This is a genomic window from Microbacterium sp. Se63.02b, assembly GCF_014171575.1.
Classification (GTDB): domain Bacteria; phylum Actinomycetota; class Actinomycetes; order Actinomycetales; family Microbacteriaceae; genus Microbacterium.
Map to the genome: position 1 here is coordinate 1,891,146 of NZ_CP050453.1, position 19,297 is coordinate 1,910,442.

15 protein-coding genes and 2 pseudogenes are annotated in these 19,297 nt (G+C 67.6%); 9 read left to right on the top strand and 8 right to left on the bottom strand.

All coding sequences use genetic code 11. The annotated features are described in order from the left end of the window. Nucleotides 1-69 precede the first annotated feature (69 nt). On the bottom strand, nucleotides 70-1,152 hold the full coding sequence (locus tag G4G29_RS09290) for a GNAT family N-acetyltransferase (RefSeq protein ID WP_183152593.1): 1,083 nt from the start codon (nucleotides 1,150-1,152) through the stop codon (nucleotides 70-72). A 96-nt stretch (nucleotides 1,153-1,248) separates the two neighbouring features. Further along, a complete protein-coding gene (locus tag G4G29_RS09295; RefSeq protein WP_183152594.1) occupies nucleotides 1,249-1,533 on the bottom strand; it encodes a hypothetical protein in 285 nt (94 codons plus the stop codon). Between the two features lie 524 nt (nucleotides 1,534-2,057). On the opposite strand from G4G29_RS09295, the pseudogene smc reads away from it, so the two are divergent. The 3 genes and pseudogenes from smc (at nucleotide 2,058) to G4G29_RS09310 (ending at nucleotide 7,073) form a co-directional block, all read left to right on the top strand. After that, nucleotides 2,058-5,602, top strand: a pseudogene (smc, locus tag G4G29_RS09300) (chromosome segregation protein SMC). Between the two features lie 53 nt (nucleotides 5,603-5,655). Then, entirely contained in the window at nucleotides 5,656-6,528 is an 873-nt protein-coding gene (gene ftsY / locus G4G29_RS09305; RefSeq protein WP_183152595.1) for a signal recognition particle-docking protein FtsY, read from the top strand. A 44-nt stretch (nucleotides 6,529-6,572) separates the two neighbouring features. Beyond that, on the top strand, nucleotides 6,573-7,073 hold the full coding sequence (locus G4G29_RS09310) for a DUF2004 domain-containing protein (protein WP_183152596.1): 501 nt from the start codon (nucleotides 6,573-6,575) through the stop codon (nucleotides 7,071-7,073). 11 nt (nucleotides 7,074-7,084) lie between these two features. On the opposite strand, the gene lipA is transcribed toward G4G29_RS09310, so the two are convergent. Together lipA and lipB are read right to left on the bottom strand one after the other, a co-directional pair. After that, a complete protein-coding gene (gene lipA / locus G4G29_RS09315) occupies nucleotides 7,085-8,074 on the bottom strand; it encodes a lipoyl synthase (RefSeq protein ID WP_183152597.1) in 990 nt (329 codons plus the stop codon). Continuing rightward, nucleotides 8,071-8,727: a lipoyl(octanoyl) transferase LipB gene (gene lipB / locus G4G29_RS09320; protein WP_183152598.1), complete on the bottom strand. Its 657-nt coding sequence runs from the start codon at nucleotides 8,725-8,727 to the stop codon at nucleotides 8,071-8,073. The genes lipA and lipB overlap by 4 nt, the downstream gene beginning before the upstream one ends. Nucleotides 8,728-8,823: 96 nt before the next feature. Between lipB and G4G29_RS09325 the strand changes: the two genes are divergently transcribed. The 4 genes and pseudogenes from G4G29_RS09325 (at nucleotide 8,824) to ffh (ending at nucleotide 12,164) form a co-directional block, all read left to right on the top strand. Continuing rightward, nucleotides 8,824-9,393, top strand: a complete 570-nt coding sequence (locus tag G4G29_RS09325; protein WP_183152599.1) for a TetR/AcrR family transcriptional regulator — start codon at nucleotides 8,824-8,826, stop codon at nucleotides 9,391-9,393. 36 nt (nucleotides 9,394-9,429) lie between these two features. Further along, nucleotides 9,430-10,089, top strand: coding sequence for a hypothetical protein (locus tag G4G29_RS09330; protein WP_183152600.1), 660 nt, complete (start codon nucleotides 9,430-9,432; stop codon nucleotides 10,087-10,089). Next, nucleotides 10,086-10,592, top strand: coding sequence for a sigma-70 family RNA polymerase sigma factor (locus G4G29_RS09335; protein WP_183152601.1), 507 nt, complete (start codon nucleotides 10,086-10,088; stop codon nucleotides 10,590-10,592). Before G4G29_RS09330 ends, G4G29_RS09335 begins: the two co-directional genes overlap by 4 nt. A 13-nt stretch (nucleotides 10,593-10,605) precedes the next feature. After that, nucleotides 10,606-12,164, top strand: a pseudogene (gene ffh, locus G4G29_RS09340) (signal recognition particle protein). Nucleotides 12,165-12,171: 7 nt separating this feature from the next. Here the strand turns inward: ffh and G4G29_RS09345 are convergent. After that, the gene (locus tag G4G29_RS09345) at nucleotides 12,172-12,906 is read right to left on the bottom strand and encodes an EamA family transporter (RefSeq protein ID WP_244632561.1); all 735 of its coding nucleotides are present in this window, start codon (nucleotides 12,904-12,906) and stop codon (nucleotides 12,172-12,174) included. Nucleotides 12,907-13,163: 257 nt separating this feature from the next. Here G4G29_RS09345 and G4G29_RS09350 point away from each other — a divergent pair, with 257 nt between their 5' ends. Then, nucleotides 13,164-14,090 (top strand): LysR family transcriptional regulator, encoded by a 927-nt coding sequence (locus G4G29_RS09350; RefSeq protein ID WP_183152602.1) that lies wholly within the window; start codon nucleotides 13,164-13,166, stop codon nucleotides 14,088-14,090. A 7-nt stretch (nucleotides 14,091-14,097) separates the two neighbouring features. Here the strand turns inward: G4G29_RS09350 and glpK are convergent, their stop codons facing one another. The 3 genes from glpK to G4G29_RS09365 all read right to left on the bottom strand — a co-directional run bounded on the left by glpK (nucleotide 14,098) and on the right by G4G29_RS09365 (nucleotide 18,208). Then, on the bottom strand, nucleotides 14,098-15,612 hold the full coding sequence (glpK, locus tag G4G29_RS09355) for a glycerol kinase GlpK (RefSeq protein ID WP_183152603.1): 1,515 nt from the start codon (nucleotides 15,610-15,612) through the stop codon (nucleotides 14,098-14,100). Nucleotides 15,613-15,651: 39 nt separating this feature from the next. Beyond that, entirely contained in the window at nucleotides 15,652-16,407 is a 756-nt protein-coding gene (locus tag G4G29_RS09360; protein ID WP_183152604.1) for an MIP/aquaporin family protein, read from the bottom strand. Between the two features lie 91 nt (nucleotides 16,408-16,498). Then, nucleotides 16,499-18,208 carry a glycerol-3-phosphate dehydrogenase/oxidase gene (locus G4G29_RS09365; RefSeq protein WP_183152605.1) on the bottom strand — a complete coding sequence of 570 codons (1,710 nt, stop codon included), beginning with the start codon at nucleotides 18,206-18,208 and terminating at the stop codon, nucleotides 16,499-16,501. A 103-nt stretch (nucleotides 18,209-18,311) separates the two neighbouring features. Between G4G29_RS09365 and G4G29_RS09370 the strand changes: the two genes are divergently transcribed. Further along, entirely contained in the window at nucleotides 18,312-19,283 is a 972-nt protein-coding gene (locus G4G29_RS09370; protein ID WP_183152606.1) for a sugar-binding domain-containing protein, read from the top strand. The last annotated feature ends 14 nt before the right edge of the window (nucleotides 19,284-19,297 follow it).

Sequence of the window (19,297 nt, forward strand, 5' to 3'; positions counted from 1 at the left end):
CGTCGCTCCGGCGGATGACGATGCGGACCCGACATCATCCGCAGGAATGAGATCGGGTCCGCGCCTCCATCAGAGCTTCTTCTGCCATGCCCCGGCGTACGAGACAGGGACGAAGCCGACAGCCTCGTTGATGCTCAACATCGGGCGGTTCTCCTCGGCGTTGAATGTGGAGACCACGGTCGATCGTGGCATCAGCTCACGCCACCGGAGCAGATTCGCGCTCTTCACGATCATGCCCAGGCGGTGGCCGCGATGGTCTTTGCGCACCAGCGTGCCGAACTGATGCGTCACACCTGTGCGATCCGCAGCGATGAGCAGCTCGTTGTACGCGACCAGCTCGCCTGTCGGCACATGCTCCACGGCGACGACGGACACAGCCTGACCGGCGCCGAGGAGCCGCGCCTCTCGACGCACGACACGGTCGGCGTCCCAGCTCTCCTCAGCGAAGTCCATGTCTCCGCTCGGCGCGTCCGTCGACAGTCGTGCGAGCACGGCAGCGAAACCGTCTCGCCGTTCCGGCGGCGTCGGCATGTCCCACGTGACGACGCGGTACTCCGCACCCGCGAATGCGGTCGCCTCGGAAAGGGCGGCGCGGAGCGGAGCACTGTCTCCGCGCAGGTCGTACTCGCTGTTGCGCTCGACCTGCTCGAGGCTGAAGCCCGCAGCCTCGGCCAGATCGGAGAGGGGTGTCGCCGGAATGCGGCCCCAGCCTGTGCGGGGGACGAGCATCCGCTCCGACTCCTCGGGACGGTGCAGACTCCACAGTTGCAGGGTGCGGCGTCCTCGTGCGCCCGCTTCCGCCTCGGCACGCGCGAGAAGCGCTTCTTCGATGCCGCGCCCCCAGTTCTTCTCCGGGACGAGCATGTCGATCTCGGCGGCATGGGCTTCGGGTTCGAGCGCCAGGGAGAGCGTGATCATTCCGACGATCTCCGCGTCGATGCGCGCGACGAAGCCGAGGTCGAGCGAGTCGGTCTGATCCTGCCAGTCCGGCAGCATCTGCGCCGCATCCGGGGCGAGGTCGGGGAGGCCCACCTGCTCGTCGCAGACGCGGCGATTGAGTTCTCCGAACGCGAGGAACTCCGCGGCGTCCGGCGCGTGCAACGAGGCCGGAACGATGAGCGGCGTGATCGTCGGCGTGGTGTTCGTCTTCATGTCGGTTCCTTCGTTTCGCAGCGTGGGGCGGGGTGATCCCCGCACCCGCCAGGGGCGGGTGCGGGGAACTGTGCGGCGGTCATGACCGGCCTGCCGTCAGCGCATGCCGCGCTGCATGTCGTACGTGAGCATCGCGTACGACTCAGCAGCGGAGCGGTGACGCTGTTCGCCGAGGAGCAGGAGGTCGGCCGGATCGATGTACAGGCCGCGGCGCTGCCGCCGCGGACGCTGTGCCCTCTGGAACAGCCAGAGAGCGATCCGGAGGGAGAGACGGTCTGCGAACGACAGACGCCGCAACTCGTCGGGGCGAGGGATCTGGAGGACCTCACGGTCCTCGATATCGGGCGGGTGGGAGACGCTGCGGTGCAACGTGGTGTTCACGGTCGGTCCTTCGAGTGGTGGTGGAAAGGGGTGCGGAAGCACCGTGCATCGACGGCGGAGCGGTCGGGAACGGCGCGAGAAGAAGCTGCTCATGTCGAACCACGGGACGTGGTCTGCGAATGGCGGCGGAGACCTGAGATCCGGGATGCGGATCAGAGGGTGGGCGCGGAGGAACGGGGCCGGGAGGCCCACTACGGGCCTGGAATCTCGGTGCGTTGCTACGAGAGCGCGCTGGAGCGGACGCCGGCGGTTACCGAGAACGCGAAGCGCGGCGCGAAAGGCGCGGGCCCGGCGAGGCCAGTGGCCTGTGCGTTGAGCTGAGTGATCATCATCGGTAACCTCCTTTCGTGTGGCGATCCGGAGGCAACCGTAGCGAACCCGTTTGGACGACGTCAAGCACATTCCGCTCCCACGGCGTGTCGCGAGTCGCTGCGCGTTCGGTCCCTCCCCGCGCGGGATGACGGCTGTCGGCCGGGATTCCGATAGCGTAGCGGCGTGATTCTCCCCGGACGAGCGGTGCCCGCATGCATCTGAAGAGCCTGACGCTCAAAGGGTTCAAGTCGTTCGCGCAGCCGACGAGTTTCGTGTTCGAGCCCGGCGTCACCTGCATCGTCGGACCGAACGGATCCGGCAAGTCGAACGTCGTCGACGCCCTCGCCTGGGTCATGGGCGAGCAGGGAGCGAAGACGCTTCGTGGCGGCAAGATGGAGGATGTCATCTTCGCCGGAACATCCACGCGGGGTCCGCTGGGTCGTGCCGAGGTGCAGCTCACGATCGACAACGCCGACGGCGCGCTGCCGATCGAATTCGCGGAGGTGACGATCAGTCGCACGCTCTTCCGCAACGGGTCGAGCGAGTACGCGATCAACGGCGAGGGCTGCCGTCTGCTCGATGTGCAGGAGTTGCTCAGCGACTCCGGTCTCGGTCGCGAGATGCACGTGATCGTCGGTCAAGGACGACTCGACACCGTGCTGCAGGCGTCCCCGGAAGACCGGCGCGGCTTCATCGAGGAGGCCGCGGGAATCCTCAAGCATCGCCGGCGCAAGGAGAAGACCCTCCGCAAGCTCGACGCGATGGAGACGAATCTCACACGTCTCAGCGACCTGGCGGGGGAGATCCGGCGTCAGCTGAAGCCCCTCGGACGCCAGGCCGAGATCGCGCGTGAGGCCCAGACGATCGCGGCTGTCGTGCGTGATGCGAAGGCGCGCATCTTTGCCGACGACGTCGTCGCGCTCCGCACCGCACTCGCGGACCACACGCGAACCGAGCACGAACGCCATACCGAGCGACTTGTACTGTCCGATCAGGCGGAGACCGTCCGAGCGAGCATCGCGAGGCTCGAACAGGACCAGAACTCGGTCGCGGTCGACCAGGCACGCGGAGTGGCCTTCGGACTGGAGCAGGTTCAGGAGCGGATGCGAGGGCTCTACACCCTGGCGAATCAGCGTCTTGCGCTGCTCGGCTCGGAGGATGAAGATGCCGCGGTCACCGCCGTCACGGTGACGCAGAGCACGATCGACGAGGCGAAGGATGAGATCGACGTGATCTCGGCGGGGCTCGGCGATGCGCAGGATGCGGCGGCGGCGGCGAGTCGCGAGGTGGTGCACGCCCGTGCCGAACTCGACACTCTCGACGTCGACATCGCGGAGCAGAGTGCGCTGGTGTCGGAGTATGACATGCGGCTCTCGGCGCTGCGCGGCACTGCCGATGCCGCTGCTTCGGCTCTTGCCGCCGTCCGCGGAGCGGTGCTTCGCCAGGAGAACGCACTCGAAGCCGCGGATGCGCGCCGTCGCGAAGCTGCTGATGCCCTTGAAGCGATCGACGACGCCGAGGCGCCCGAGGGCACGGCGGTCGAGCATGCCGCGGCCTATGAGAGCGCGCAGCGCGCCGCGACGGCGGCGGAAGCCGAGCGAGAGACGCTGCGCGAGCGGTTGCACGCGGCGGAGCGCGAGGTGGACTCCCTGACGGCGAAGGCCGCGGCGTTGAGCAGCGCGCTGTCGTTGTCCGGCGGCGCGGCCGAGATCGTCGAGGCCGGTGGGAAGGGCGTGCGGGGCCTCGTGGGCGACGCCGTGCAGGTGCGTGCCGGGTACGAAGCGGCCATCGCCGCTGTCCTCGGGCCGCTTGCGGAGGGCGTCCTCATCGACACGGTGGACGATGCCTTCGCGCAGGCCTTCGAAGCGGCCGCTCACCGCAGGGGAGTGGTCGACTTCGTCGTGGCCGACGCCCGGCGGCCCGAATCCGTCACAACATCGGTACCGGGCGTCATCCCCGCGGTCGACACCGTGACGGCCCCCGACGGCGTGCTCGGCGTGCTGTCGCATGTGCTCATCGCGGACGATCTCGATGCGGCACGTGCCGCCCGCGCGGCCTTGATGCGGCGGGTGACACGGCGACGACGATCGTCACGGTGGGCGGCGATGTGGTCACCGCGCAGACCCTGCGCACGGGGTCGGGCGGTGAGCGTTCACGCCTCGAACTCGCGGCCGAGCGGGACGCGGCGACCGAGCGCCTCGCCGAGATCCAGATCGTGGTGGACTCGTTGCGCGAAGCCCGGGAGGATGCGAACGAAGCGGTCGAGACGACGCGGCGTCAGGCGAAGGACGCACTGCGTGCTCTCCGTGAGCACGACGCCGCTCTCGCGACCCACGCGGAGCAGGTGAACCGGGTCACGGTCCGTCACGAGGCTGCCGTCGCGGAATGCGAGCGGCTCGAGACCGGACTCACGCAAGCCCAGGCCGCTGTGGCGGAGGCGGAGGCGAAAGCGGAGGGTGCCAAGGCCGCGCTGGACGACGCGGTCGCGGCGCCTCGACCGGTTCTCGATGCGTCCGCGCGCGACGGCTTGCTGGAGGCGCTGGAGCTCGCACGTGAGGGTGAGGTACGAGCACGACTGGAGGTCGAGACGCTGCGCGAGCGTGTCCGCGCTGCGCAGGCGCGCGTCGTGAGCCTGGAGCGCCAGAGGGAACACGAACGCGACGCGGCGGCGGAGGCGGCCCGACGTGCGGTGATCCGTCGAGCACAGCGGGAAGCGGCATCGGGCGTCACAGAAGAGCTTCCCCGAATCCTCGACTCGCTCGACCGATCGGTCACCGAAGCGCGCGTCGTCCTCGCCGAGGCCGAGGCGGCACGGTCCGCCCAGAACGAGGAGCTCGTCGCGCTCCGCGCCCAGGAGACGTCCCTGCGCGAGCGTCTGGCCGGCCTGACGGAGAGCGTGCATGGACTCGAACTGCAGATCCACGAGAAGAAGCTGCATCTGAGCAGCCTGCTGGAGCGAGTCTCGTCCGAGCTTTCGCTGGACGAAGATATTCTTGTCGCGGAATATGGCCCCGATCAGCTGGTTCCGCGTGATCCGGGTATCGAGCCCGCGGACGGCGAGCTGCTCGACGACACCGCCATCCCGTTCGATCGACGCATCCAGCAGCGCCGACTCGCCGAAGCGGAGCGCAAGCTCGCTCAGCTCGGGCGAGTGAACCCGCTGGCCCTCGAGGAGTTCGCCGCGCTCGAGCAGCGCCACGCGTTCCTCACCGAACAGCTCGCGGATCTCACACAGACCCGCCAAGACCTCCTGACGATCATCGCCGACCTCGACGAGCGGATGCAGACCATCTTCGCGAGCGCCTTCGAAGACACGAAGGAGGCCTTCGGTCAGGTCTTCCCTCTGCTGTTCCCCGGGGGCACGGGGAGCATCTCGCTCACCGATCCCGAGAACATGCTCACGACCGGCATCGAGGTGTCGGTGCGTCCGGTCGGGAAGAAGATCGAGCGGCTCTCGCTCCTCTCCGGTGGCGAACGTTCGCTCGCGGCGGTCGCGCTGCTCGTCGCGATCTTCAAGGCGCGCCCGAGCCCGTTCTACATCCTCGACGAGGTCGAGGCGGCACTCGACGACGCGAACCTCGGCCGACTGCTCACGGTCTTCGAGCAGCTCCGGGAGAGCTCGCAGCTGCTGATCATCACGCATCAGAAGCGCACGATGGAGATCGCCGATGCCCTCTACGGCGTCTCCATGCGGCAGGACGGCGTGTCCGCGGTCGTGGGTCAGCGGGTGGGTGACCGGGCCGCATCGGCGGTGTGATCTCGGTCGGCGCGCGGGCGGACGATCGTCCGTGCTACCCGTAGGCTGGAGGGATGGCGGAGAAGTCCTGGTCTCTTGGTCGCGCATTGCGCGGCATGTTCGTCAAGCCCACGATCGATGAGACGACATGGGAGGACCTCGAGACCGCGCTCATCACGGCGGACTTCGGCCCTGACATCAGCGAGCGCGTCGTCGACGAGCTCCGCGCGAAGGTCGATCGCTACCGCACAACGGACCCGAAAGATCTGCAGCGCATGCTGCGGGAGACGCTCGAAGAGCACTTCGCCAAGTTCGACACGACCCTGAAGCTCACCGAGCGGCCCGCCGTGGTCCTGGTGGTGGGCGTCAACGGCGTCGGCAAGACCACGACCATCGGCAAGTTCACGAAATTCCTGCGCGGCTATCAGCGCAGCGTCGTGGTGGGAGCCGCCGACACGTTCCGCGCCGCAGCAGTCGATCAGCTCGCCACCTGGGCGCAGCGCGGGGGAGCAGCGATCGTCCGCCCGCAACAGGAGGGGCAGGATCCCGCATCCGTCGCCTTCCAGACGGTCGAGTACGCGAAGCGCGAAGGCATCGAGATCGCGATCATCGACACCGCGGGGCGCCTGCACACCAAGGGCGGTCTCATGGACGAGCTCTCCAAGGTGCGGCGCGTGATCGAGAAGCAGGCGCCGATCAGCGAGGTGCTCCTGGTCCTCGACGCCACGACGGGCCAGAACGGCGTGATGCAGGCCGAGGCGTTCCTGGAGCACGCTGGAGTGACGGGGCTGGTCCTCACGAAGCTCGACGGCTCGGCGAAAGGCGGGTTCGTGCTGGCCGTCCAGGAACGCACGGGCATCCCCGTCAAGCTGCTCGGCCAGGGCGAGGGTATCGACGATCTCACCGGATTCACGCCTCATGTGTTCGTCCAGTCGCTGGTCGGTTGAGGACAGGACTACCGCCGTGAGCACCGGGCTGGTTTCATAGCGTTATGGCGATCGAACACGACTACTTCGGACTCCTGTCCTCGGGCCCCGACGGCTCGATCTTCTGGTCGGAGACCGTCGAGCTCGGCGACCAGAGCGTCACCGTCGATCTGACCGCCCCGGACCAGGATGATGTGTCCGCGGACGCCCTCGACATCGCCGCCGGGCTCATCGCCGGATTGGAGAACGTCGACGGAACAGCCCGTCGAGGAATGCTCGCCGAGGTCGACGACCGCACCAGCGAAGTCACCGAGTACATCCTGCAACAGCAGGAAGCGTACGGCGACGATCTCGCTGATGTGCTCGTGGACGTGTCAGGCGATGCGGCCGTCGACATCATCCGGTCGCTCCGGCTCATGAGCATGACGATCCTGGCGGACGAGCACGGCGGGTCCGAGCCGTTCGCCGTCCTCGAGTACGCGCTCGACGACAGCTCGACCGACGATGTGCTCCTGGTCAACCTCGGCTCCGACGGCACCGTTCAGTCGGTGATGAGCGCCGACTGACTCGAGCCCGATCAGACCGCCTGCGCGAAGCCGAGGTCTGCGCTCTCGGCGATGTGGGCGAGATGGTCGGGGATCACTCGTCCCTTCGAGACCATGGACTGCGCCCAGAGGCGTCCAGCACGGTACGAGGAACGGACCAGGGGTCCGGCGAGGACTCCGAGGAAGCCGATGCGCTCCGCTTCCTCCTTGAACTCCACGAACTCCGCGGGCTTCACCCATCGGGAGACCGGATGGTGACGCGGGGTGGGACGCAGGTACTGCGTGATGGTGATGATGTCGCACCCGGCGTCGTGCAGGTCGTTCAGCGCCTGGACGACCTCCTCCGGCTCCTCGCCCATGCCGAGGATGAGGTTCGACTTGGTGATCAGCCCCGCGTTCCGTGCCTGAGTCAGCACGTCCAAGGACCGCTCGTACCGGAATGCGGGACGAATGCGCTTGAAGATCCGGGGGACGGTCTCGACGTTGTGCGCGAACACCTCGGGGCGCGCATCGAAGATCTGCCCGAGGAAACCCGGATCCGCGTTGTGCTCGTTCGCCAGCAGCTCGACGCCCGTGTTCGGGTTGAGTTCGTGGATCTTCCGCACGGTCTCGGCGTTGAGCCACGCTCCCGTGTCGGGCAGGTCGTCTCTGGCCACGCTCGTCACGGTCGCGTAGCGGAGGTTCATTCGCGCGACGCTCTCGGCGACGCGGCGAGGCTCGTCGGTGTCGTAGGCGTCGGGCTTGCCGGTGTCGATCTGGCAGAAGTCGCAGCGTCGCGTGCACTGCGAGCCGCCGATGAGGAACGTGGCCTCCCTGTCCTCCCAGCACTCGTAGATGTTCGGGCAGCCGGCTTCCTGGCACACCGTGTGGAGGTCTTCGCTCTTCACGAGCGAATGCAGCGCGGTGTACTCGGGGCCCATCTTCGCCTTGGTCTTGATCCACTCCGGCTTGCGCTCGATCGGGGTCTCGGCGTTGCGGATCTCGAGCCGGAGCAGCTTGCGGCCTTCGGGTGCGGCGGTCATGCGTGTGCTCCTGACAGTTCGGGGGTGGCGTATTCGGCGAGGAAGGCGTCTTTCACGGCGTCGACGACATCGAGGGGCGCGATCGCGGTCCCCGATGCCTCGCTCACGGTCGTCACGCCGGCGTCGGTGATGCCACAGGGGATGATGCCGCGGAATCCGGCCAACGAGTTGTCGCAGTTGATCGCGAATCCGTGCATCGTCACGCCCTGCTGCACCCGCACGCCGATCGCCGCCACCTTGTCCTCGGACAGAGGCCGGCGTACCCAGACGCCGCTCCGTCCGTCGACCTGGTACCCCTCGACACCGAAGGGGCGCAGCACATCGATCAGGAGCCGTTCCAGTCGACGCACGTGCGCGACGACGTCGATCGGTTCGACCAGCCGGACGATCGGGTATCCCACGAGCTGACCCGGTCCGTGCCAGGTGATCTTGCCGCCGCGGTCGACGTCGATCACCGGTGTGCCGTCCTGCGGGCGTTCCTGTGGTTCGGTCCGTTTGCCCGCGGTGTACACCGCTTCGTGTTCGAGCAGGATGAGAGTGTCCGCCCTCGTTCTCTGGACCACCTCGGAGTGGATGCGGCGCTGGAGATCCCACCCGTCGAGGTAGGGGACGGGCGTCGGTGCGAATCCGGGGGTGAGGATCTCGAGCGTCACGGTGCCACCTTCGTCGTGTAAATGGACTGAGGTCAACAATACCCCTCCTGTCGGCCATGGGCATGTGCGACCCTTGCCTCCGGGTAACGTGTGGGCATGAGTTCCACCGGTCGGGCCGGACGCCCGAAGGCGTCATCGCGGGAGACGCTCGCCGAAGCGGCGTGCGAACTCTTCCTCGAGCGCGGGTACGACGCCACCTCTGTCGCCGACATCACGCAGCGTGCCGGCGTGAGCAGGTCGAGCTTCTTCAACTACTTCTCGTCGAAGAGCGACGTGCTCTGGTCGGGCGTCGACGAGCGGATCGGCCTCGCCACCCGCTCTCTCGAACTCCTCGGACGGACGGCGACGGGCGCGGCGGTCCGCGACATCCTGTTGCTCGTCGTACGCGATTTCGCCCCTGATCCCCTCGCGCTGGCGCTGCGCAATGCCGCAGCGATGGGGTTGGAGGACGAACTGGTCCGCGACACGGGACTGCGCCTCGCGCGCCTCTCCCAGGCCCCTGCGGGCATCGAGATCATCCGCGCTGACATCCTCGGAGCAGCCCACGCCGCGGCCGTGTTGTCGGCACTTCGGGTCTGGGCAGAGCAGGGCGCAGGTCTCGGTACACCGGAGGTCGTCTTGAAGGACGCACTCGGGGCGATTCACGATCTGCCCTGGTCCGACTGAACCGTCGCGGACGAATCGCGGCATGCCGGACAGGTCATGAGTGAACCCACCCCCGAGGAGGAACTCATGATCCAGGATCCGTTGGACGACCGGCTGGACGCATCGCGACCGCCATCCATGGCGATCGACGCCGCACAAGTGCGCACGATGATGAACGACGCGCGAACGATCGTGTTCCCGCGTCGAACGCCGCGCAGGGCAGCGGTGCTCAGCGGCGCGGTGGCGCTCCTGCTGCTCGGCGGGGCGGGCGTGGCGACCGCATCGTCGGACTGGCTCTGGGGTGCGGGCTTGGAGAACCCCGATCGCAGCTACACCTACACGTCACCCACGTGGGGTCAGTGCGAGATCCGCTACAGCGGCTGGAACACGCACAATCCGCTGATCCAGGCCGAGGTCGATCGGATCATCGACGACTGGTTCGCCACCGTCGACGTCGAGGCAGCAGCGGAACCGTATGTCGCGACGTACCTCGCACAGATCGAGGCGGACCAGCGTGCGCAGCACGAGGACGCGGACCCGAGACGCCCCGATCTGAATGCGTGGCTGGCTCATGATCAAGCACTCGCGATGGCACTCGGCGACGAACTGAAGGCTCACGGGATCGACAGCGGTCGCGGCGATCTGGAAGGGACGGAGTCGCACAGCCAACTTCATTGCGAGGGGGAGGACTGGGGCGGCGAAGGTGGTACTCCGTGACGCGGCACCCTGCGGACGAGGCGCTTATCGCTGCGTTCGAGGCGAACGCGGCAGACCTGCTCGCGTATCTCTCGCGTCGAGTGGGCCCGGACGACGCGGCGGACCTCCTCGGCGAGACGATGGTCGTCGCGTGGCGACGCGTGCGCCGACTGCCGGACGAGCCGGAGCGCGCACGGATGTGGCTGTTCGGCGTCGCGCGAGGCACACTGCTCAACCATGCTCGCGGAGAACGCCGGCGCTGGGCGCTGGCCGATCGCCTGCGTTCTCACGCCGACGACGTGCTCTCTTCGGCGCCGGCGGACGCGGGCGCGGATGTCAGGGACGCGATCGCGCGCCTCGACCCCGACCTCGCCGAACTCGTCCGCCTCGTGCACTGGGACGGCTTCTCGTTGACCGACGCGGCGGAGCTTCTGAGCGTGCCGGCATCCACGGCGCGGGGTCGCTACCAGCGGGCGAAGGCCGAGCTCCGTGCCGCGCTGAGCATGGAGGCTCCGCTCGCGTAGAATCGACAGCACCATGGCTACCTTTGGCACGCTCTCCGATCGGCTGACCGACACCTTCCGCAACCTGCGCACGAAGGGAAAGCTCACCGCGGCCGACGTCGACGGCACCGTGCGCGAGATCCGCCGCGCGCTGCTCGACGCCGACGTCGCGCTCGTCGTCGTCAAGGAGTTCACCGCCAAGGTGCGCGAGCGGGCGCTCGGCGACGAGGTCAACAAGGCGCTGAACCCGGCGCAGCAGGTCGTGCAGATCGTCAACGAGGAACTCGTGCAGATCCTCGGCGGAGAGCAGCGTCGTCTGCAGTTCGCGAAGACCGCCCCGACCGTCATCATGCTCGCCGGCCTTCAGGGCTCGGGTAAGACCACCTTCGCCGGCAAGCTGGCGAGGCAGCTCGAGGGGAGGGTCACACGCCGCTCCTCGTCGCCGCCGACCTCCAGCGTCCGAACGCCGTCAACCAGCTGCAGGTCGTCGCCGAGCAGGCCGGGGCGACGGTGTTCGCTCCGGAGCCTGGCAACGGCGTCGGGGACCCCGTCAAGGTGTCTCGCGACGGAGTCGAGTATGCCCGTCGCCAACAGCACGACGTGGTGATCATCGACACCGCAGGCCGCCTGGGTGTGGATGCCGAGCTCATGAAGCAGGCCGCAGACATCCGCAAGGCGGTGAACCCCGACGAGGTGCTGTTCGTCATCGACGCGATGATCGGACAGGATGCCGTGAACACGGCGAAGGCCTTCCAGGAGGGGGTCGACTTCACGGGTGTGGTGCTCTCGAAGCTCGACGGCGATGCCCGCGGCGGTGCGGCGCTGTCCGTGGCCTCCGTCACAGGGCGCCCGATCATCTTCGCCTCGACGGGTGAGCGTCTCGAGGATCTCGAGCCGTTCCACCCCGACCGCATGGCGAGTCGCATCCTCGACCTCGGTGACATCCTGACCCTCATCGAGCAGGCTCAGCAGGCCTTCGATGAGGAAGAGGCCATGAAGATGGCCGAGAAGCTCGCCACGGAGGCGTTCACGCTCGAAGACTTCCTCGACCAGCTTCAGCAGATGAAGAAGATGGGCTCGATGAAGAAGATGCTCGGGATGCTCCCGGGCATGGGGCAGATGAAGCAGCAGCTCGACGACTTCGACGAGCGTGAGATCGATCGCACCGAGGCCATCATCCGGTCGATGACGCCGGGGGAGCGGCGCAACCCGAAGGTGCTCAACGGATCGCGGCGCCTTCGTATCGCCCGCGGCTCCGGCATGACCGTGACCGACGTCAATCAGCTCGTGCAGCGTTTCGAGCAGGCCGCGAAGATGATGAAGACGGTCGCGCGCGGAGGAACGCCGAACATCCCTGGTATGGGACCGGTGCCCGGAATGGGGCGTCCCGGCGCATCGTCCAAGCGGGGCAAGAAGGGGAAGTCCTCGGGCGGCTCCCGTTCGGGTAACCCGGCAAAGCGCGCAGCCGAGAACGCCGGCGTCGCGGCGACCTCCACTCCGACCGGCTCGGGATTCGGTCTCGGGGGCGGCGGTGCTCAGGCTCCCAGTGAAGCGGACCTCGCAGAGATCCAGAAGCTCTTCGGCAAGGGCTGAGCGCTCCTCACGGCAGTGCTGATGTCGTCGCCGTCACCGGCGCGCGACCCTCTCCGTGGCGCGCCAGGGGTGGACGGGCGATGAGCTGACCGGCGGTCAGCGCACCGATCGCGAGGACGATCCCGATCGCCTGGATCACGGTGAACCTCTCTCCGGCGACCAGGACTCCCAGAGTGGTGGCCACGAGCGGGGAGAGCAGCGCGAGCAGGCCGGGCGCGATCACCGGAAGCTGCTGGATGCCCCGGAACCAGAGCGTGTAGGCGATGATTCCGCCGACGGTGCCGAGCCACAGATAGCCGAGCGCGGCGCCCGCATCGATCGCGGACGGCACGCCTTCGAGCGTCAAGGTCAGGGGGAGCAGCAGGAGCCCGCCGGCGCTCAGCTGCCACCCCGCGTAGGTGACGGGCCCGACATCACTGGGTCGGCCCCAGCGCTTGGTGAGGATCATGCCCACTCCTGTCGCGGTGACCCCGCAGAGGGCGGCGAGCACGCCCCAGAGGTCGAGGTGTGCCGACGGCCCCACGACGACGAGTGCGACCCCACCGGCGCCGACGACGGCCGCCGCCGCGGCGAGGGGCCGGATCCGTTCGCGCAGGACGAGCGCTCCGAGGACCAGGACGATGAGCGGTTGCACCCCCGCGACCGCGGCCGCCACACCGCCGGGAAGTCGTTCGGCAGCCAGGAAGAGCAGGGGAAGAACGCGCCGATGTTGAGCGCCCCGAGCGCGAAGGATTTCGCCCACCAGGTGCCGCGCGGTAGCCGACGTGTGAGGAGGACCGCGACCAGACCGGCCGGCAGCGACCGGAGGAGGCTGGCGAAGAGGGGATGCCCCGGAGGGAGAAGTTCGGTGGTGACGAGATAGGTGGTGCCCCAGGCGAGAGGAGCGAGGGCGGTGGTCAGCACCAGAAGCGGACGGTTCATGGTCTCAGCATGGGCGCGCTCGAAGTATGAGTCCAACGCATGGTTGTCATCTCATTCATGACGCGTCATCATGAATTGATGGACCTGCAACAGCTCCGCTACGTCGTCGAGGTGGCCGAGACCGGGAGCTTCACTCGGGCGGCAGCACGATGCTTCGTCACCCAGTCGGCATTGAGCCATCAGATCGCGGCTCTCGAACGCGAGTTGGGTCAGCGTCTGTTCGTGCGCTCGAGTCGAAGCGTTCGTCTGAGCGAGGCGGGGACGGCATTCGCGGAGCACGCGCGCGCGGCGCTTCGCGCGGCGGAGCGGGCGAAAGAGGCCTCGGCCGCAGCAGAGGGCCTCGTGATGGGCACGCTGCGGATGGGGGTCATCCCGACGGTGACGGCCATCGACATTCCCGCTGTGCTCGCGGCCTTCCGCGCGGCCCATCCACACGCCCGGGTCGAACTGCAGGCAGGGAACAGCGATGTTCTGGCTGCTGCGCTCCGTCATGGCGATCTCGACGTCGCGCTGCTCGGTCTCCGCGAGGGCGTGGAACCTTCCGGAGTGGCGTGGCGCGCATTGGCTCGCACCCCGCTCGTGGCGGTGCTCCCACGGGACCACCCACTGGCGGAACGGGGCACCGTCGACCTCGTGGACCTCGCGGGGCTGTCGTTCGCAGACTTTCCCGCCGCCACCTCCGGTCGGGCCCAGAGCGATGCCGCCTTCGCCTCGGCGGGTCTGACGAGGGATGTGGCTTTCGAGGCGGACTCCGCGATGCTGATCCTCGGGTTGGTCGCCGCCGGGTTGGCGGTGACGTTGCTGGCTCCGGGAACAGTCGCGCGCTCCGGAGTCGACGTGGCGACCGCGGACGTTCGCGACGGGCCCGTGCGCGTGGAGTACCTCGCGTGGGATGCCGCAGCGCCCCGGAGTGTCGCGAGGGCGTTCCTTCCGTTCGCTGATGCTGTCGGGTCAGAGAATGCGGAAGCGGGTCCCGAGACGAACTCCGGACCCGCTTCCGAGTGACCTCAGATCACTTGACGTCGTCGTCGACCCAGTCCATCGACTTGGTGACGGCCTTACGCCACAGGCGCAGCTGACGGTCGCGTTCGGCCTCGTCCATCGACGGCTCCCAGCGCTTGTCCTCCTGCCAGTTGGCGGAGAGGTCGTCGAGCCCGTTCCAGAACCCGACGGCGAGCCCGGCGGCGTAGGCGGCTCCGAGTGCGGTGGTCTCGGCGACGACCGGTCGCACCACTGGCACGCCCAGCACATCCGCCTGGAACTGCATGAGCGCATCGTTGGCGACCATACCGCCGTCGACCTTGAGCTCGGTGAGATCCACCCCGGCATCCGCGTTCACCGCATCCAGCACATCACGTGTCTGGAACGCGACGGCCTCCAAGGCTGCGCGCGCGATGTGGTTCTTGTTCGCATAACGCGTGAGACCCACGATGGCTCCGCGGGCGTCCGGGCGCCAGTACGGTGCGAACAGGCCGGAGAACGCGGGAACGATGTACACGCCGCCGTTGTCTTCGACCTGCTCGGCCAGCTTCTCGACCTCGGGGGCCGAGGAGATGATGCCGAGCTGATCACGCAGCCACTGGATGAGCGATCCGGTGACGGCGATCGATCCCTCCAGGGCGTAGTGCGTCGGACCGTCGCCGAGCTTGTAGCCGACGGTGGTGAGCAGCCCGTTCTTCGAGTGCACGACCTCTTCACCGGTGTTGAAGATCAGGAAGCAGCCCGTGCCGTAGGTGTTCTTGCTCTCTCCGGTCTGGAAGGCGGCCTGGCCGAACGTGGCAGCCTGCTGGTCGCCCAGGATGCCGGCGATCGGCGTCTCACGGAGGAGAGACGAGCTCTCGGCCGTGCCGTAGACCTCCGAAGAGGAACGGATCTCGGGCATCATCGAACGCGGGACGCCGAATGCCTCGAGGATGTCGTCGCGCCATTCGAGCGTCTCGAGGTCCATGAACATGGTCCGAGAGGCGTTCGTGACGTCGGTCGCATGCACGCCGCCGTCGGCCCCACCCGTCAGGTTCCACAGCACCCAGCAGTCGGTCGTGCCGAAGAGCAGGTCTCCCGCCTCCGCCTTCTCGCGCGCGCCCTCGACGTTCTCGAGGATCCACGCGATCTTGGTCCCCGAGAAGTAGGTCGCCAGCGGCAGCCCGACGATCGGCTTGAAGCGCTCGACCCCGCCATCGGCCGCGAGACGGTCCACGATCTCCTGCGTGCGCGTGTCCTGCCACACGATCGCGTTGTAGACGGGCTTGCCCGTCTTCTTGTCCCAGACGACGGCGGTCTCACGCTGGTTCGTGATGCCGACGGCGGCGATGTCGTGCCGGGTCAGGTCGGCACGGCCGAGAGCGAGGCCGATGACCTCTTGGACGTTCCGCCAGATCTCCGCCGCGTCATGCTCGACCCAGCCGGCCTTCGGAAGGATCTGCTCGTGCTCCTTCTGACCGGTCGCGACGATGCTGCCCTTCTTGTCGAAGATGATCGCGCGACTCGACGTCGTTCCCTGGTCGATCGCGATGATGTAGTCAGCCACTTGTGCTCTCCTTTGATTCCAGTGTGGACGGGATGTGCGTCAGCCGGCGAGGCCGAGCAGTACGGGTGCGGCGAGTGCAGCGATCACTCCACCGATGAGCGGGCCGACGACGGGAACCCACGAGTAGGACCAGTCGCTCGCGCCCTTGCCCTTGATCGGCAGGATCGCATGCGCGATGCGCGGTCCGAGGTCACGGGCGGGGTTGATGGCGTACCCGGTCGGTCCACCGAGGGACGCGCCGATGGCCACCACGAGGAGGGCAACCGGGAGCGCGGTGAGCGGTCCGAGGCCCCCAGGCGTGCCGACCTCGATGTCGCCGTAGTCGGCGAAGGCGAAGATGACGAACACGAGGACGAACGTTCCGATGATCTCCGTGACGAGGTTCCAGCCGTAGGAGCGGATGGCCGGGCCGGTCGAGAAGACGCCGAGCTTGTTCGCCGCCTCCGGCTCTTCATCGAAGTGCTGCTTGTAGGCCAGCCACACCACGATGGCGCCGAGGACGGCTCCCACGAGCTCTGCGGCGGTGGCCGTCAGGAACATCACGAAACTGATCTTGCCGGCGACCAGGAGGCCGATGCCGACAGCGGGGTTGAGGATGGCGCCGGAGTAGGCGGAGACGAGCACACCGGCGAAGACCGCCAGACCCCATCCCCAGTTGACCATCAGGAAGCCGCCGCCGAAGCCCTTGTTCTTCGCGAGAGCGACGTTGGCGACGACACCACATCCGAGCAGGACGAGCATCGCGGTGCCCACCAGTTCGGAGAGGAAGTAGAGACCGAGATTCACATCAGCCATGTCTTCTTTGACCTTTCTTGTGTGTCGGGGCCCCTCTGCCCCGACACGTTATGGGGGTGCGCCGCAAGGAGGGCGGCAGTCCGAGACCCCGTCAGCCGCGCGTGCGGGACGGGATATCGAGTCCGTGTCGTTCGTTCAACAGCTGCCGGGTCTGCTCGAGCTCCGCGTCGTGGCGAGACCTGTCCCAGCCGAGGAGCGGGGCGACCGCGTCAGCGATCTCGTCGAGGACCTCGGCGTCGGCGCCGCCGGTGAAGGCGATGCTGGTGCGACGGAGGACGATGTCCTCGAGCCGGGTCACCATCTCGTTGTGAACCATCCACTCGAGTTCCCTGGTCGACAGGTCGCCGTTGGCGAGGGGGGCATCCGCGCCCTGCTCCACGTACTCCCACACCTGCGCGGCGCGGGTGCCGTACCGCGCGAGCAACTGGTCGGCACGCTCTCCGGCGCCGGAGAGGTTCTCCTGGATCCAGATGCGTCGGGCCTTCTCCGTCCGGGGGAAGTCGCGGCCTCCTCCGATCGCGCGGCCGACGGTCGAGACGGTCCTCGTGCGGTCGATCAGTCCGAGCACGATGTCCGACAGGGACTCGCCGAGCGCGCGGAACGTCGTCCACTTGCCGCCGACAAGGCTCACCAGCGGCACGGCGCCCTTCTCGTCGACCTCGATGCGATAGTCGCGCGACACGAATCCGGGTGCGGTGTCCTCGTGACGCGGCAACGGCCGGATCCCCGAGAACTTGTACACGATCTGGTCGCGCGCGACGTCGATGGTCGGGAACACATGGTGGATCAGGTCGAAGAAGTAGTCGACCTCCTCCTCGGTGCACACCGGGACCTCGCGGGGATCGGCGTCGATGTCGGTCGTGCCGACGAGGACGCGACCCTTGAGGGGATAGATCAGGACGATCCGACCGTCGGAGTGCTCGAAGAAGATCTCTCGACCGCGCGTCGCCTCGAGCAGCTCAGGGTGGTCGAGCACGATGTGGGATCCCTTGGTGCCGCCCATGAAGCGGGTGTCGGCGCCCAACGCGTCGTTCGTCAGGTCGGTCCAGGGGCCGGAGGCGTTCACGACCACGGCGGCGCGCAGCGAGAACTCGGTGCCGCTCTCGCGATCGCGCAGGACGATCTCGTCACCCTCACGGGCGATCGCCTCGACGTAGTTGAGTGCCTGCGCTCCGGGATGCGCGCCACGGCCGTCCTGAAGGACATCGAGGGCGAGCCGCTCGGGGTCGTGCATCGATGCGTCGTAGTAGGTCGCCGTGTACTTGATCTTCGGGTCGAGTGAGGGAAGCTCGGCGAGCGACTTCTTGCGACCGAGGAAGCGGTGCCGCGGGACCGTCCCGCCGTCACGCGAGAACGTGTCGTAGATCGTCAAGCCGACCTTGATGAGGAATGCGCCGCGCTCCTGCGGCTTGCCGCTCTTGTGCGTGAGGAATCGCAGGGGAGCGGACAGGATCCCCGAGAAGGTCGAGTAGATCGGGATCGTCGTCTGCAGCGGCTTGACGTAGTGCGGGGCGATCTTGAGAAGGCCGTTGCGCTCCTCGACGGATTCGCGGACGAGTCGGAACTCGCCGTTCTCCAGATAGCGGATTCCGCCATGGATCATGTGGCTCGACGCGGACGATGCCCCGGAGGCGAAGTCGCCTCGTTCGACGAGCACGACGTCGACGCCCTGGAGCGCCAGATCGCGGAATGTGGAGATGCCGTTGATCCCGCCGCCGATGACGAGGACGCTCGTGCGTCCGGATTCGCGGACGGCGCGAACCTCTGCGCGCTCCGCTGACGAGTGTGTCGAATCGATCATCGTCGACCCTCTCTTCCTTGCTTGCCCACCAGCATCGACCTGTGTGGCATCCCGCGCAAGCCCATTGCACATATGTGCAAGGATCGAGGTCGAGGAGGAAGTCATGGCCGGTGCAGGCGCGGAATCTCGCGACAGCAAGCTGATCGCGGCGCTCACCGCCGCCCAGCTCTACTACATGCAGGACAAGACCATGGAGGTCATCGCGAAGGAGCTCGGGACCTCGCGGTCCTCCGTATCCCGGCTGCTGAGCTTCGCCAGGGAGAGCGGCCTGGTCGACATCCGCATCAATTCTCCGCTCGAGCGGCTCGGGATGCTGGAGCAGCGCATCCGCGACCGCCATCGTGTCGCGGCACACGTCGTACCCATGCCGGAGATCCTCAGCGAAGTCGAAAGACTCGAACGCGTCGCGCTCACGGCGGGTCGTCTGCTGTCGCAGTTCGTCGACTCGAACATGGTGATCGGCGTCGCCTGGGGGTCGACGATCAGTGCGGTCAGTCGGGGCCTCACTCAGAAGGAGACGCACAACACGACTTTCGTGCAGCTCAATGGAGCAGGGAACACGCAGACGACCGGGGTGGAGTACTCCAGCGACATCCTCCAGCGCTTCGGCCGTGCCTTCGGCGCGCAGGTGCAGCAGTTCCCCGTCCCCGCGTTCTTCGACGACCCGGCGACACGCGAAGCGATGTGGCGCGAACGGAGCACCCGCCGCGTGCTGGATCTGCAGGCGAAGATGGACGTCGCCGTGTTCAGCCTCGGTTCGCCGGCCGCTGAGGTGCCGAGCCGCGTCTACGTCGGCGGCTACCTCGGACGCGACGACTATCGCAGCCTCCGCGAGGACCACGCGATCGGCGACGTCGCCACCGTGTTCTTCCGGTCGGACGGCTCCTGGCGCGACATCCGTGTCAATGCGCGTGCCACGGGCCCGGGGCTCGACCGACTCCGACGTGTCCCTCGCCGGGTGTGCATCGTGTCAGGCATCCCGAAGCTCGTGAGTCTTCGCGCGGCGTTGTCGGCCGGCCTCATCACGGACGTGGTGCTCGACGAGGGGCTCGCCAGGCGTCTGATCGAGGATTGAGGGGGATGCCCGCT

Coding starts and splice junctions, on each gene's coding strand:
- G4G29_RS09290 (WP_183152593.1), bottom strand. CDS start 1,152: ATGAAGACGAACACCACGCCGACGATCACGCCGCTCATCGTTCCGGCC.
- ftsY (WP_183152595.1), top strand. CDS start 5,656: ATGGCGGAGAAGTCCTGGTCTCTTGGTCGCGCATTGCGCGGCATGTTC.
- G4G29_RS09310 (WP_183152596.1), top strand. CDS start 6,573: ATGGCGATCGAACACGACTACTTCGGACTCCTGTCCTCGGGCCCCGAC.
- lipA (WP_183152597.1), bottom strand. CDS start 8,074: ATGACCGCCGCACCCGAAGGCCGCAAGCTGCTCCGGCTCGAGATCCGC.
- G4G29_RS09325 (WP_183152599.1), top strand. CDS start 8,824: ATGAGTTCCACCGGTCGGGCCGGACGCCCGAAGGCGTCATCGCGGGAG.
- G4G29_RS09330 (WP_183152600.1), top strand. CDS start 9,430: ATGAGTGAACCCACCCCCGAGGAGGAACTCATGATCCAGGATCCGTTG.
- G4G29_RS09350 (WP_183152602.1), top strand. CDS start 13,164: ATGGACCTGCAACAGCTCCGCTACGTCGTCGAGGTGGCCGAGACCGGG.
- G4G29_RS09360 (WP_183152604.1), bottom strand. CDS start 16,407: ATGGCTGATGTGAATCTCGGTCTCTACTTCCTCTCCGAACTGGTGGGC.
- G4G29_RS09365 (WP_183152605.1), bottom strand. CDS start 18,208: ATGATCGATTCGACACACTCGTCAGCGGAGCGCGCAGAGGTTCGCGCC.
- G4G29_RS09370 (WP_183152606.1), top strand. CDS start 18,312: ATGGCCGGTGCAGGCGCGGAATCTCGCGACAGCAAGCTGATCGCGGCG.